This is a genomic window from 'Nostoc azollae' 0708, from assembly GCF_000196515.1.
In the GTDB taxonomy this organism is placed as follows: domain Bacteria; phylum Cyanobacteriota; class Cyanobacteriia; order Cyanobacteriales; family Nostocaceae; genus Trichormus_B; species Trichormus_B azollae.
In genome coordinates, this window is sequence record NC_014248.1 from 4,006,371 (window position 1) to 4,021,379 (window position 15,009).

The 15,009-nt window shown below is 38.3% G+C and carries 11 protein-coding genes and 3 pseudogenes; 6 read left to right on the forward strand and 8 right to left on the reverse strand.

Annotated elements, in window-relative coordinates:
• Positions 1-29: 29 nt before the first annotated feature.
• From AAZO_RS18725 to AAZO_RS44010, 3 genes and pseudogenes are all read right to left on the reverse strand, one after another.
• The gene (locus AAZO_RS18725; protein ID WP_041643428.1) at positions 30-275 is read right to left on the reverse strand and encodes a DUF3037 domain-containing protein; all 246 of its coding nucleotides are present in this window, start codon (positions 273-275) and stop codon (positions 30-32) included.
• Positions 276-355: 80 nt separating this feature from the next.
• On the reverse strand, positions 356-1,525 hold the full coding sequence (gene chrA / locus AAZO_RS18730; protein WP_013192454.1) for a chromate efflux transporter: 1,170 nt from the start codon (positions 1,523-1,525) through the stop codon (positions 356-358).
• A gap of 213 nt (positions 1,526-1,738) precedes the next feature.
• A pseudogene (locus tag AAZO_RS44010) lies at positions 1,739-2,730 on the reverse strand (glycerophosphodiester phosphodiesterase family protein).
• 229 nt (positions 2,731-2,959) lie between these two features.
• On the opposite strand from AAZO_RS44010, the gene AAZO_RS18740 reads away from it, so the two are divergent.
• Both AAZO_RS18740 and ligA read left to right on the forward strand, forming a co-directional pair.
• Entirely contained in the window at positions 2,960-3,952 is a 993-nt protein-coding gene (locus AAZO_RS18740) for a vWA domain-containing protein (protein ID WP_228371283.1), read from the forward strand.
• A 411-nt stretch (positions 3,953-4,363) separates the two neighbouring features.
• Complete coding sequence (gene ligA, locus AAZO_RS18745) at positions 4,364-6,418, forward strand: NAD-dependent DNA ligase LigA (RefSeq protein WP_013192456.1); 2,055 nt, start codon at positions 4,364-4,366, stop codon at positions 6,416-6,418.
• Between the two features lie 210 nt (positions 6,419-6,628).
• On the opposite strand, the pseudogene AAZO_RS18750 reads toward ligA, so the two are convergent.
• The 3 genes and pseudogenes from AAZO_RS18750 to AAZO_RS35635 all read right to left on the reverse strand — a co-directional run bounded on the left by AAZO_RS18750 (position 6,629) and on the right by AAZO_RS35635 (position 9,291).
• A pseudogene (locus AAZO_RS18750) lies at positions 6,629-7,133 on the reverse strand (ureidoglycolate lyase).
• Positions 7,134-7,476: 343 nt separating this feature from the next.
• On the reverse strand, positions 7,477-8,529 hold the full coding sequence (gene obgE / locus AAZO_RS18755) for a GTPase ObgE (RefSeq protein WP_013192458.1): 1,053 nt from the start codon (positions 8,527-8,529) through the stop codon (positions 7,477-7,479).
• A 98-nt stretch (positions 8,530-8,627) separates the two neighbouring features.
• A pseudogene (locus AAZO_RS35635) lies at positions 8,628-9,291 on the reverse strand (Mo-dependent nitrogenase C-terminal domain-containing protein).
• Positions 9,292-9,401: 110 nt separating this feature from the next.
• Here AAZO_RS35635 and AAZO_RS18765 point away from each other — a divergent pair.
• Positions 9,402-10,499, forward strand: a complete 1,098-nt coding sequence (locus AAZO_RS18765; RefSeq protein WP_013192459.1) for a hypothetical protein — start codon at positions 9,402-9,404, stop codon at positions 10,497-10,499.
• Between the two features lie 84 nt (positions 10,500-10,583).
• Here the strand turns inward: AAZO_RS18765 and AAZO_RS18770 are convergent, their stop codons facing one another.
• Positions 10,584-12,395, reverse strand: coding sequence for a peptidoglycan D,D-transpeptidase FtsI family protein (locus AAZO_RS18770; RefSeq protein ID WP_013192460.1), 1,812 nt, complete (start codon positions 12,393-12,395; stop codon positions 10,584-10,586).
• Positions 12,396-12,485: 90 nt separating this feature from the next.
• The gene (locus tag AAZO_RS18775; RefSeq protein ID WP_041643433.1) at positions 12,486-13,154 is read right to left on the reverse strand and encodes a hypothetical protein; all 669 of its coding nucleotides are present in this window, start codon (positions 13,152-13,154) and stop codon (positions 12,486-12,488) included.
• A gap of 292 nt (positions 13,155-13,446) precedes the next feature.
• On the opposite strand from AAZO_RS18775, the gene AAZO_RS18780 reads away from it, so the two are divergent.
• The 3 genes from AAZO_RS18780 to AAZO_RS18790 all read left to right on the forward strand — a co-directional run bounded on the left by AAZO_RS18780 (position 13,447) and on the right by AAZO_RS18790 (position 15,005).
• Positions 13,447-13,752, forward strand: a complete 306-nt coding sequence (locus tag AAZO_RS18780; protein WP_013192462.1) for a hypothetical protein — start codon at positions 13,447-13,449, stop codon at positions 13,750-13,752.
• Positions 13,753-13,997: 245 nt separating this feature from the next.
• Positions 13,998-14,666, forward strand: coding sequence for a glutathione S-transferase family protein (locus AAZO_RS18785; protein ID WP_013192463.1), 669 nt, complete (start codon positions 13,998-14,000; stop codon positions 14,664-14,666).
• Between the two features lie 24 nt (positions 14,667-14,690).
• Positions 14,691-15,005 carry a hypothetical protein gene (locus AAZO_RS18790; RefSeq protein ID WP_013192464.1) on the forward strand — a complete coding sequence of 105 codons (315 nt, stop codon included), beginning with the start codon at positions 14,691-14,693 and terminating at the stop codon, positions 15,003-15,005.
• Positions 15,006-15,009: the final 4 nt, after the last annotated feature.

Sequence of the window (15,009 nt, forward strand, 5' to 3'; positions counted from 1 at the left end):
CATCCCTTTGCTATCTTTGAAAGTCGTTCTTACTTTGGTACTTCATCAGGTTTGTCTGGAGCAAAAATAAGCCCTTCTTTAGCTCCGTTTTCCATGCGATGAGCAAAATCTTTCAGGAAGTCAATTTCTTCCATACCAAAATGACGCACTCGCTGCGAATTTTTTACAAAGTGTATTCTGACAACGTTGTTATTAAAAGCAATCACACCAATATTAATCCTTTCATCTGCGATCAGATTGGGAACATACTGAATTACACTGTATCTACTTGCCATAGCGCCTACATCACACATTAGATGAGGAAACCTTTCAAAATTAAAATAGGAGTCCTATATTTTTAAATCAGTTATTAGTATTAGACATAACCTAAAATTGAAACACCCCAACCAATTAAACTACCACCCAAAACTAACCAAGCAGCATTGATACGGTAATGAATAGCTAAAATTACAGAGATTAAGAAAATAGCTAAACCAAAAAAATCTACATACGGTGTTTTTATGAAAGTGAAAGTCGTTATTCCCAGTTGTAATGTAGTCACTACCATTAACGCTACAGCACTGACATTGACAGCATCTAAAAAAGCCCTTGTCCAAAATGAGGCACGTAACCGAGGAATGAGAGGATTTAAAATAGGAACAAATAAGAATGAAGGTAGAAAAATTCCTACGGTTGCCACAATTGCACCAGGGATATCGGCAATTATATAACCTATAAATGTAGCAGTAGAAAGCACTGGTCCAGGAGTAAATTGACCGATAGCAACAGCATCTAATAGTTGTTGCTGGGTTAACCAGCCATATTGATGTACTAATCCTCCTTGCAGAAATGCTATTAGTAAATATCCACCACCAAATAAGATACTACCAACTTTGAGAAAGAATAAACCTAATTTCCACAAAGGTACAGATACTCCTGTTACAGATGTTCCTTGCCAAGTTGCACCAATAGTTAGACCAGCTACAACTAAGTTAGTTTGATGACCATTTCGTAACCAAACCATTCCTATTATTCCTCCTAGTAATAAAGCTATAACTTCATTGACTTTAGCAAACCAAGTTATCAAGCCTACTGCTATAGCAATTATTAGTAATTGTCGGGTTTTTACCGCTTTTTTAGATAACCCCCAAAGGGCATTGATAATTATTGCTAGAACGGCTGGTTTTATCCCATACAGTAAAGGTGCAAATTGGGGTGAAGTACCATAATTAACATAGACCCAAGCAAATATACCTGTAATTAAAACGGCAGGTAAGATAAAACAAACACCTGCAATAATTAAGCCTAACCATCCTGCATAAATGTATCCTATATGAATGGCCATTTCTGTAGAATTGGGTCCGGGAATTAAGTTAGTCGCACCCAATAAATCCAAAAAATATTCTCTTGTTAACCACTGACGACGCTTAACAACCTCATCTTCAATCATGGCAATATGGGCAACTGGTCCCCCAAAGCCGATAATACCCAGTTTAAGAAAGAGTTTGGCAATTTCCCCTAAACGATTTAATGGCAAGTTATTCATTTTATTTCTGACTATGTTTATAATCTAAAAGATAGACAAGAGATTTAGAATAGGTTTTGAATTACAAAAAAAGTAGCCAAGTATACTAAACACATTGATTTAGTGTACTAAAATGCAAATTCCGATTAAAAATCTAGTGGCTCTTTCAGTAGTAGCACTTGGTAAAGTGTGCAGAATTGACTGTTGGCATTTATGGTTGACAGTCAATTTACTCTAAAATTGTGAATAGTAATTTCTCTTGGTTACAGCAGTATCAGTGAACTCACTAAATACGCCATCTATACCTAAGTCGAAAAAGGTTTTATATTCATCTTGGGGATTATTTTTAAAATTTAATGGGAGTAATAAATTTTCATTACGAAATGTCCAAGCATGAACTAGTAAACTGGCTTGATGAGCATCTCTAATTAAGGATGTTGGTAATTTTAATTTACCATTTTTATCTCTGGGAATCAATAAATTTTTCTTCACTCCTATTGCTTGTGCATATTGAGAAATTTGTTTTAAACCTGCTGGCTTAATTAAATCTTGATATGTGCGATAATTATCGCTGGTAATAAAATCATAAGGTTTAGCAGAATCATAAATTAACTGCACTAAAGGTAAATCTGTTTTCTTGGCTAATTCTTCCAGATTTCTAACTTCGAATGATCGAATAGATATAGGTAAATCAGTTTTTTGCAAAGTTATTAATCGATTTTCTTCTAATGGCAAGCCAATAGATTTAAAGTAAGTTTGATGTTTTGTCTCTGGATAAATTCCAACCATTTGACAAATTTTTTAACTTGTGTTTGTGGCTAAATTAATGATTCCTTCGAATGTGGGAATTGTAAAAAATCCATTGTATTTTGTATTTTGTATACGTATTTGGGGAATGCGTTCTTTCGCGGTTAAGGTTTTTAATTCTGCTAAGGTAAAATCTTCTGTAAACCAGCCTGTTTTAACTTCACCATCAATAATTTTTGTGGTTTTAAGATGAACGAATTCAGGATGATTAGCAATATCTGTAGTTTCAGAGATTTCATTTTCATGACGAGCAATTAAAACTCTATATTTGGTAAGGTAATAACTAAGTCTAGTTCAATATAGTCAGGACCTACATCAATTGCTAATTGATATGCTGCTAAAGTATATTCGGGATGGTATCCACTAGCACCTCGATGAGCGATAATAATAGGAGTTTGGTTGGTAATTTCTTTAGTCATAACCTAACACAACAGTCTATTGTATCTGTCTTATTACGTAAGAGTCTATGTTTGCAGAAATTAAATACTACAACATTTTAAAGTAAAATCTTTTACAAGGTTTAGCTATTTAAAATAAAAATATACCATAGATAAGTGAGAGTTTCGTTACAGTTATGACAAATAATAATATAGACAAGTAGCTTTCAGCTTTGATACAACGGGTAGTATGTATCCTTGTTTAACCTAGGTGTGGAAGAAAATCAAAAATACTGTTACCAGACTGATGGATGAACTTCCTTTGATCAAGATAGGAATTATAGCTTATGGTGACTATTATGATGCAGGTTCAACCTATGTTTCAAAAATCTTGAATATCTCTAGTGATGTTGATGAAGTTTGTGATTTTTTCCAAAATATTGAACCGACTGGTGGGGGAGACGCACCAGAATATTATGAGTTAGTATTACATGAAGCTCAATGTTTATCTTGGTCAAAATCTGCAAATAAATCATTAGTTTTAATTGGTGATGATATTCCTCATGCTCTAGCACATAATCCCCAAAAGCTGAATTGGCGTAAGGAATTAGATAAGTTAGGTGATGCTGAAATTACTTTTTATGGAGTTCAAGCACTAAATCGCTCTCCTGCTACACCTTTTTATCAGGAAATAGCCGAAAAGTCAGGTGGTTTTCATATCACTCTTGATCAATTTTCTTATATTACTGATTTATTTTTAGCTGTTTGTTATCAACAATCATTAAATAAACAACTACAGGCTTATGAACAAGAAATAATTCAACAAGGGCAGATTAGTCGTGGGTTAAATATTTTATTTAACACAATGATGAAACGAGAAGGAGTTCCCTATTATGAATCCACTGATTTAACGGCAGTTTCTCCGGGAAGTTTTCAAGTTTTACATGTTCACCAAGATATTTGTATTAAGGCTTTTATCTTGGAAAATGCCTTAATATTTAAACTAGGTAGGGGTTTCTATGAATTCACAAAAATAGAAACTATCCAAGCCAAAAAAGAAATTATTTCAATGGATAGGGAGACTGGTGATTTATTTGAAGGTAGTTCAGCTAGGGAAATGTTAGATCTACCAATGGATGCCACGATATGGATAAAACCTAGTAATCTAGAAAAATACGTGGTATTTGTGCAAAGTACGTCAGCTAATCGCAAGTTGATTGGTAAAACTAGATTTTTATATGAAGCGGAAAATTGGGATAATTGAGGATCAAGATGCTGTACTTATAAATCCCTAGGGGAGGTTTTGTTGATAAATGATTGTTTGAACAGAAAATTTATCTGCTAAACCCATCCCTAGAGGAGTCAGGTGTTAGCTTAGGTTTGTAAGATTAACAATAGAGAGGACGAATGCTGGAAAAAAACTAAGCTACTATTTACTCAAGGAACGTTAATTCCGTATTTTAGATTCTTAGGTATATTGGTAAGCATTCAGCTAATGCCTAACGGCACGCTACGCGAACAGACATCAGCAGTTAGCTTTTTCCGGCTAACGCCAAAAATACCTATTTGATAATTAAGCAATTTCTTAAAGATTCTGATCACTCCTGAATTCTTACGTATATTGTATTCTGAGTCTTGTATTATTTTGTTTGATTATATGTTTTCGTCTTTACTCATGATGCAAATGACTTCTGAAGCCCAGCTTGTACGAGAATTGCGGCTGTTATTACAACAAGCCAGTTATGCTTACTATGTTCTTGATGCACCAGTTATGGAAGATATGGTTTATGATAGACTGTATCGAGAATTACAAGAACTAGAAACGCAATACCCATACTTAGTCACTCCTGATAGTCCAACTCAGCGCGTGGGTGAACGACCTGCAACCCATTTCACCTCAGTACGGCATAACATACCTCTGTATAGTTTGGAAAATGCTTTTAATGTTGAGGAATTACAAGGTTGGGATCAACGTTGGCGAAGACACTTAATGGCTCAGTATTATCCAGTAGAAGTTGACTATGTTGCAGAATTGAAAATTGATGGTGCTGCTTTGGCGCTAACTTACCAAAATGGTATTCTGGTGAGGGGTGCGACCAGGGGTGATGGGGTGATGGGTGAAGATATTACCCAAAATGTGCGGACTATTCGCTCAATTCCACTACGTTTGAATTTTGACGGTTTGGAAAATATCGAAAAGGTGGAAGTACGGGGAGAAGTATTTTTACCTTTGGAGGTGTTTAAACAAATTAATGAGAAAAGACAAAAAGCAGGTGAGCAGTTATTTGCTAACCCGCGTAATGCTGTGGCTGGTACACTTAGGCAGTTAGATTCCCGCATTGTCGCGCAGCGTCAGTTGGATTTTTTTGCTTATACTGTGCATATTCCGGGGATGGATGATGCGAGTATTGCGAATACTCAATGGGAAGCTTTGGAGTTGTTACAAAGGCTCGGTTTTCGTGTTGATACTAACCATAGGCTGTGCCATTCGATTAGGGAAGTTGCTGAATATTACGAATATTGGGATACTGAACGGCTGAATTCTCCCTATATGACTGATGGGGTGGTAGTAAAATTGAACACTTTTAAGCTGCAAGAACAACTAGGGTTTACACAGAAGTTCCCTCGTTGGGCAATCGCTCTTAAATACGCAGCAGAGCAAGCACCTACCCGTGTAAACAATATTACTATTAATGTGGGTAGAACGGGGGCTTTAACTCCTTTGGCAGAAATGCGTCCCGTACAATTAGCAGGTACTACTGTGTCTAGAGCTACCTTACATAATAGCGATCGGATTCAGCAATTAGATATCCGCATTGGTGATACAGTCATTGTCCGCAAAGCTGGGGACATCATCCCAGAAGTCGTACGGGTAATTAAAGAACTCCGTCCGTCTGACACTGCACCATTCATTATGCCTAGTCATTGTCCCATATGTGGTCAACCGGTGGTGAGAGAATCAGGGGAAGCGGTGACAAGATGTGTAAGTGCTTCCTGTGCGGCTATTCTCAAAGGAGAGATCGAACATTGGGTAAGTCGGGATGCCTTGGATATTAAAGGTATGGGTGAAAAACTGGTACATCAACTGGTAGATAAAGAGTTAGTGCTTTCTGTGTCCGATTTATACAAATTGATAAAAGAAGAGTTATGTGCATTAGAACGGATGGGTCAAAAATCTGCACAAAAATTAGTGAATGCGATCGCCCAATCAAAAAATCAACCTTGGTCTAGAGTATTATACGGTTTAGGGATTCGTCATGTTGGCAGCGTTAACGCTCAACTATTGACTGAGAAATTTACCACAGTGGAACAGTTAGCAGCTGCAAAACAATCAGATATTGAAGGTGTTTACGGTATAGGTGCAGAAATTGCTCAATCAGTTTATCAGTGGTTTCGTACCCCTGCCAATCAAACTTTAATTTCTCGTCTCCAAGACATCGGATTACAATTAGCCAACACCGCAGAAACAAAGCCAGTAGGTGAAATTAATCCTAACTTGGCTGGTAAAATTTTCGTAGTCACAGGTACATTACCCACCTTAAAACGTGACGAAGCAAAAGTACTAATTCAAAAAGCTGGCGGGAAAGTAACTGATTCCGTAAGCAGGAAAACTGATTTTTTAGTTGTAGGTGCAGACGCAGGTTTTAAGGTAAAAAAAGCGCAATCTTTGGGAATTACTCAGTTAACTGAAACACAATTATTAAAGATGTTGGAGGTTTCAGAAAACTAGAGTTTACCTAATAACCTAAATTGCATTTGATCAAGATATTTAGTATCACCAAACTGCTGAGCAAAAGTATTACTTCTTGAATCTGAATTCAAAGCATTCGGCTAATGCCTAACGGCACGCTACGCAAACAGCAGTCATCTTTTTCAGGCTAACACCAAGTGACTCCTGACTCCTGAATTCTTACTCTGTATTTTTGAAATACAGTTTCCTTTACAACATTTCAAACACTAACTGATGACTGGTAATAAAATCATGAGTAAAATAATCGAGTACATTCGTATCACTTAATTCCAAATTATAAAAATCCACAAACTCATGGTTACAATATGGACCGGCGTGCCAAGTTACCACCTCTAATTTAATAAAACAATTCCCTGGAATGGGGAAAGTAGCAAGTTCTTCTAACACCGGGTTATCAATATCATTATAAGGTGGACAAACTACCATTAACCAATCCTTACCTTCCAAAGAACCCAAACATTGAGTACATCTTTCATGACGAGTAATTTTGTGAAACCTTTGTCCTTTATTATGCAATTGCATAATATAAAAACGAGGAATACCATTTTGTACATTTAATTGTGCATCTTCCCCATTAAAAACCTGAGCGTCTCCACTAGGAAATATCACCTGTCCGTAACGCTGAAAACTTTCCGGTGTGATCCGATCCGGTCCATTCTGCTTTTAACTGTTGGACTGTATAGGATACACTCATAAGAAATCCTCTTTATATACCTGGCTTAATTATTTCATAAAATGTCTTGACAAGCGAAGAAATTCTTACCAATCTAATTCATTGCTTGTGTTTCCTGATTTGAAAGTTTAGCAATTCCAACCAATTAACCCCAATTCAAAATTCAAACTTAACAAAACTAGACATAACAAGGGTTCGCAAATGTGTATCTGTCGCATTCTTTTTGAAATTGGTATAGAAAATCATTAACTTAAAACTCCATGAACTTAATACCAATTTTCAATGAGTTAAATCTTTTTGAATTTTGAGTTTTGAATTTTGAATTGGTATTATTCTTTCTTCCAGAAGATGGCACAGAGTCCCATCAGCCTACTACTGAATTCCCATTTCTTGCAACTGGGCTGCTTGCTTCCACAGCATTAATTTCATCAATCACCCGCCAAATTTCCTGTAACATAGGCTCTAAGCCAGTGCGAGTAACAGCGGAAATTATGAAAACAGGTGCATAAGAAAGTTGATTGAATTGCCTAGCTAACTCCTCTAAATCAACAGTTTCCGTATCAACAGCATCAATTTTATTCAATGCTAAAATTTGTGGACGTTTTTCTAAACCCCGACGATATGCTTTTAGTTCTTTTTGGATAGTATGGTAATCACCAATGACATCTTCACTTGTGGCATCAATTAAATGTAATAAAACCCTGGTGCGTTCAATATGGCGCAGGAAATCATGTCCTAAACCGGCACCGTGAGAAGCACCTTCAATTAATCCTGGAATATCTGCAAAAACTGTACCATCACCTGTGGGTTTTCTCACTACACCCAAGTTAGGAATGAGAGTCGTAAACGGATAATCCGCAATTTTAGGAGTTGCAGCAGATAAAGATGAAATTAAAGTGGATTTACCAGCATTTGGTAAACCAATAATTCCCACTTCTGCTAACAATTTCAATTCTAAACGTAACATTTTCCTTTCTCCTTCCAGACCAGGAAGTGCATATTCTGGCGCACGGTTGCGGTTACTCAAGAAATGTTGATTTCCTAAACCACCTTTACCACCTTCAGCAATGAGACAAGTTTGTTCAGGTTGAATTAAATCACCTAAAATTGCATTGGTTTCCTCGTCATAAATCACAGTACCACAGGGAACTTCGATAATTAAATCCTTTCCTGATGCACCTGTGCAATTATTCGGTCCACCACGACCCCCGTTGTCGGCTTTGAACATATGCTTGTATCTAAAATCCAGCAAAGTTTGCAGATTTTCCACTGCTTTAAAAATTACCGAACCACCCCGTCCACCATTACCGCCAGAGGGTCCACCCGTAGGAATATATTTTTCCCGCCGAAAGGCAACAATACCATCGCCACCTTTACCAGATTCAACTTCAATTAATGCTTGGTCAATAAATTGCATAATTTAGTCAGTTGTCAGTTGTCAGTTGTCAGTTGTCAGTTGTCAGTTGTCAGTTGTCAGTTGTCAATTACCGTAACAATTAACTACTAACAAATAACTTAAATATAATGTGAAACATCTTCACCACATTCATCTGTAAGGTAGGAAAGGGCGCGAAACCGTAAACCTACTAATTATTCATACAAGGGATTAATTTTACACATGGGCAGAATAAATATGAACTATTTTCCGTCCAAAGAAGGTTACATCCCGTTCAAAGGGACATTGAGAAGGAATCATTTTACACAAAAACTTGGCTACTCGGGGATCATGAATTTCTAAACCGTCCAACCAGTCTCGCATCTGATGAAGTATATCTGATGGATCTATAGTACGATCTTGTCCTTGTTCTGTATCTTCTAGGGTATGACGTAGTGCTGTTAAGGCTTTTGTGTCTAGTTCCAGAACTAGACAAAACTGTTGTAAAATTTCCTCTTCGCTGAGAGAATATACTCCATCTGCGAGCGCTACCATCACCGCAGTCCGCAAAAAATTTTCCCCTATTGCTGTACCTTGACCCAACACAGCCACTAATTCCTCTAGTGTAATAATTTCCAGAGAATCCCAGTCAATATAACGCGCTAACTCATCCTTGGTAATATTGGTAATTATATCCTGTTCTTGGGCATCAAAATTACCATCAGCCTAAGCAATAGTTAGTAGCCCACGTAACCAAACCGCAATTTGTTCGCTACTGTAAGGGTTTTGAACAGCACTTGTCATAAAAACTCACGCCTCACTTTTTTCCAAATCAATACTAAACTACCTTAATCGTCAGTTTTGCGTTACAATCCCTTTGTCCATAATTATTGAGAATTCTTTCTATTGACGATATGTTTTTTTTCGGAATTGAACATGAAGTCGCATTCCTTAACCATGAAGGAAAGTTAGCGGATTTCTCATGCACAAAATTTGCTGATTTTCATCAAATTGTTGAGAATTTACCTCTATACCCTAATGACTACCCACAATTAAGGGTCGGTGATGCTGGTATTAAGAAAAAGCGTTGGTATATTGAGGGGTTTGAAAGATTTGCTGATTCAGAAAAAGTAATTGACTGTCTAGCTAAAGGCATCGAAATCAGAACCACTATCCACTCGACTATTCAAGGTGCAATTGATGAATTAACTACAAGTTTTTCTTTACTGCGTGAGGTAGCGGGAAGTTTTGGATTTTCACCTGTTTTACTCAGTTTCAACCCCTATACTAGTATTTTCGAACCCCAACCACCATTAAATGATTTTGAAATCCGGCAGTTACAAGCCTATCCTGATGAACAAACTGCTTACATTTATATGGTTTCTTATGGACCAGATTTAAATATTTCTGTAGCAGATTTACCTATTGAAAGTGTCATTGATATTGGTCAAAAATTAACTTATTACAGTCCTTATATTGTTCCTTTCAGTTATAGTTCTCCCTTTTATGATCGGAGTTTATGGGAAGGTTTATCAGTCAGGACATTTATCAGAACTGGTAAAAGATCAGCAACACTTGTATTTGTGGAAAAACCAGAACAATTAATTAAAAGTGTCCCTTCATTAACAAAAATTGCCCGCATTCCAGCAGAAATAGGACGCATCGAATTTAAAGCCTGTGATAGCTGTGATGATTTTTCTATTTATGCAGGGTTATTAGCATTATTAAAAGGTTTAGCATTAGATAAAACCTTACATGGTCGAGCTACCATACCTGATGGTAATTTACACCAAATTTCTGCCAAATTAGGATTTGATAATGAAGAAATTTTACTGAATGCAACTAAAATCTTACAAACTGCTGAAGATGCTCTAGGAAATCATCCAGACATTGAATTTTTAACACCATTAAAAGTTATTTTGGCAAATAGAAAAACCAAATCACATCAACTAATTGAAACCTTCCAAAATTTAGGCTCAATTGAAGAAACACTCAAAAGAACTTACGTTTAGGGAATTGGGGACTGGGGAAGATGAGGGACATGGGGAAGATGGGGAAGTAATTTTCCTAATGACTAATCACCAATCACCAAGTACTCATTTTGTAGGGGAAATCTTTTGCAATGGTATGAGGACTTCCATTACAGCTCTCACAATTGGTGCGGCTACGGTTCCACCATAGGCGTTTTCCCCTTTGGGTTCATCTACTATTGCCAAAACTACATAACGGGGAGCTTCTGCTGGCACAATACCTACAAAACTAGTAATTCTCGCTCCTGGAATATATCCACCGTTGGGACTGGCTTTTTGGGCTGTACCTGTTTTTCCTGCAATGCTGTATCCGTTGATTTTTGATCCTTTACCCGTGCCTTGAGAAACAACAGTTTCCATCATATCTACTACCTTTTGGGCTGTTGTAGAAGAGAAAATTTGGCGTGGTCTTGGTAGTGTAGGTGAATAATGAATTTTGCCTTGGCTATCAATTAGTCCTTGAACTACATGGGGTGTTACCAATCTTCCACCATTAGCTAAAGCGCCGTGCATTTGCACTAGCTGTAATGGAGTCAAAGAAAAACCCTGACCAAAGGAGGTGGTTGCTGGTTCTATGGTGGAGGACAGAAATTCTTCTTGACTTTTAAGTCTACCACCGACTTCAAATGGCAAGTCTGTATCAACTTTTTGCCCTAAACCCACTTTTTCTAGCCAGTTATAGTACAGTGTTGGGCGCATTCGTTGAATGATTTGTACCATGCCCACGTTGCTAGAAGTTTGTAAAATCTGAGCAATGTTAATTCGTCTGTAACCGTTTCGTTCTGCGTTTTTGATAGTGCGGTCAGCAACTTTAATTGTACCTGGGTCGTTAAATGTATCATCTGGTTTAATAGCGCCATTTTCCAGTGCGATTGCCACATTCAAAGGCTTGAAAGTTGAACCCGGTTCATAAAGATCCGCTACAGTCCAGTTTCTAAATAGTGCAATATCAGCTTTGGAATATTCATTGGCATTATAAGTAGGCTGAGACACCAGAGCTAGTAAGGAACCATCCATAGCATCCATAACAATGACCGCCCCCCGCTTGGCTTGGAACTTATCAACTTGTTCTTTCAGGGCAATTCTGGCAGCCCGTTGTAAGCGATTATCAATAGTTAATTGCAGTTTTAAATCATCAAAATGCAGAAAACCCTGCGGTGCATGATCTGGCATCAGTGCGCCATTACCAGCCCGACTCAGACGCACTGTTTGGACAGAACGTTCTAGTAACTTCTCTTGACTATATTCCACCCCAGCCTGACCACGTCGGTCAAGGTTAACATAGCCCACCACATTAGCTACTAAATCATCTTGTGGGTAGAAACGGGAATATTTTTGAATAAATTCAAAGCCATTCAAGCGAAAAGAAATCAGGTGATCGGCAATATTCTCAGCCACACCATCAGCCAGAAGAATCCCACTTCTTTTACTTTGGAATATCTTAACCAACTTACCAGCATCTTTATTGAGAATGGGCGCAAGTTGCTGTGCCATCTCCTCATTAGATTTATCAAACAGCTTGGGATGGGCGTACAAAGTATATACTGGACGGTCAATAGCCAATATATTGTTATTGCGATCGACCACAGGGCGACGAGGCATAAAAGGGCGCAAATTTACCATTTGCTGATTTCTTGCCCTTTGTGTCAACTTTGATCCCTCAATAATTTGCAGCCGATACAAATTTAAGGACAACCCCAACCCAGTAGCCATCAAGACACCCCAAACTATGAACAGTCGAGACCTCAGACTTGCTGCTGAAACTATCGTTTTAGGAGTACCATTTTCAGATCCAGTTTGTCTAGAAAACTTCCTCTGCCTTGTAAACTCTAAATTTGGCAAATTTCTGAATTTTGTTCTACTTGGTGACTTTTGCATTGGGGTATGGGGCATGGGGCATTGGGAATTACTTTCTTTTCCTCCTGACTCCTGATAGAGCAGCGTGGCAATCGCCATACTCCTGACTCATTAATATCCCAGAGGTGTGGGAGCTTGAGGTTGTTCTTCAGAACTGGCAATTGTATTGGAAGATGCCGAATTAGGATTATGAGAAGTCGGTGGCAAGAAAATTGTCCCTCCAGGATTAGGTGATACTAATCCTGCGGCTGGCTGTTCTCCCTCTTCAGCCATTTTGCTAGTTAGGGTAGCATTGGTTGTATTTAACTGACGCTCATTGCGTTGTAAACTTTGCAGGGTACGGTAAGCTTGACTCCAAAGCTCTTGAGAATATACCGTCCAACCATACACCACCAATGTTGCAGACACAAATAAAAAGGCTGCTGCTGACGAATAACGATAAACGGTATACAAGCGTAGTAACCACACAGGTACAGCCCTAGCAGTAGACATCATCGGTAAGCGTCCGCTGGACTTTTCAGGAATATTAGCTACTGCTTGTTTGCCAGAGTCCTTAACTAAGTTCTGTTTAACTGCCTCCTTTATGGGAGAAAATGATAAATTCCTAGAAGGATTCCCTCTTCTCCTGGAGCGCACTGCTGTCGATTCACTTGCTAGTGTAGAGGTGCTTTGCATAGGTTTACCCAGGCTCTCAGAGCGCCGCTGCTCCGAAGGTAAGCTAGAATCACGCCTGAACCAAGAACTTTTTGTAGAAACCGCCGATTTGCGGGCAACAGCCATAATTTTTGTAAAACGTAGATATTGTCTTTGAGGTTGCTTCATTCTATATCTCTAAGATTATGGCAATGTGGCGCAGTCAGAGGCAATACCTGAATACTGTTTTTCCACGCAGATTCTTCCCCTACACCCACTCCTAACCCCTGATTTTTCACATTAATGCTGAAGTTTGCCTTAGCCGAAAAAATAGGTTTAAATTTCTAATCTCAAAGCATTTAACAAAAATCAACAAATAAGCTATCGTATTCAACAGGAGCAATATTTTTATTGCCTTTATTTTGGTGAAAGAGGAGTTATGAAAACAAAAATCTTAGGTTTGGCTCTCGTTTTAAGTCTCGCTAGTATGCTCAGCGCCTGTGAAGGTGGCAGCGAACCTGCTGGTACTGTTACCCCCGCTGCAACACCTGGTGCGGGTGAACCTGCTGATACTGGTACTACCCCCAGTACTACCACTGCACCTGGATCTAGCCCTGCTGCGACAACTGCACCTGAAACTAGCCCTGCTGCGACAACTGCACCTGAAACTAGCCCTGCTGTGACAACTGCACCTAAAACTAGCCCTCCTGTTAGCCCTGCTGCTACTCCGACTAAGAAACCCTAATAACTAGGACAAGCGATATTCACTACATCGCTGTCACCTACATTTGCTCAGGTATCGATTAAACAATTAATAGTACTCTCGGTTTGAGAGTGCTAAATTTTTGTTTAATTTAATTAAAGCAACAAATAAGTGTAGGACACGAGAAAAACCGGTTTCTACGGCTTCTCAGTGTCCATATATCAATTGAAACTAACTAGTTGAAACTGGAAAAAATTCCTTTCCTTCCTTAATAAATAAGTAGCTTTATGTTACTACTGCAATTTACTACGTCTCACTATTGTCGTAAAGCTCGCCTAGCACTAGGCTATAAAGGAATTCATTACCAGGTAGAAAATCTTACTCCTGGCTTGCATATCCTGAAACTGAAGCCTCTAACTGGTTTGACTACTCTGCCTGTCTTGTTACCCCAAATCGAAGGACAACCGCAAGCCATTGGCGATTCTACCCAGATTTTAAGCTTCCTAGAATCTTATCAGCCAGAACCTGCACTATTTTTAACCAACCACGAACAACATACAGAAGCTTTGATGCTCGAAGATTGGTTAGATGAGAGCATTGGCACGGCAACAAGATTTGTATATTATCACTTCCGTGCTGATGCAGGTAAACAAATTGACCCATCATTATTTAGTCAGATAGTGATTGGTGTTATTAGGAACCAGTATGGTATTAACAATAGCAGTGTACAATTAGCTACTAAAAGATTAACTATAGCCCTGGAAGAATTATCTAGCCGCTGGCAAAAAAGTGAATATTTGGTGGGTGATCATTTGAGTGTGGCAGATATTGCCGCAGTAGCTTTACTGAGTCCCTTAGCACTTATTTCTCATTACCGTCAAGGATATCCATGGTTGTTTGAGCGTATTGTGCAGATTCATCAATTGTGTGGAGAGCAACTACCACCGGGACTTTAAAAATTCAAAATTCAAAATTAGAAAATGAAATGTATAAAATTTTTGGTTTTGAGTATTAGTGCCACTATTTTTGTGGTGGTCAGTAGCTATTGGGGAACAAAGGTGATGGCATTACCACCAGTAGAAGATATACCAGAGGAAATATTGCGGACAGAGATTATTACTGAAGCGCGATCACCTATTGATGGTACACGCCTAACCGCTGCCGAATATGCAGAATTACAAACACAACTCCAAACAAGTCCACCGCCAAAACTCAATTCCCAAATCCGACAGAAAATATTTCTGTTGCGGATACGTAAGGCATTATTAGAGCTATTCCCATTTCTAGTTATTTAGTCAT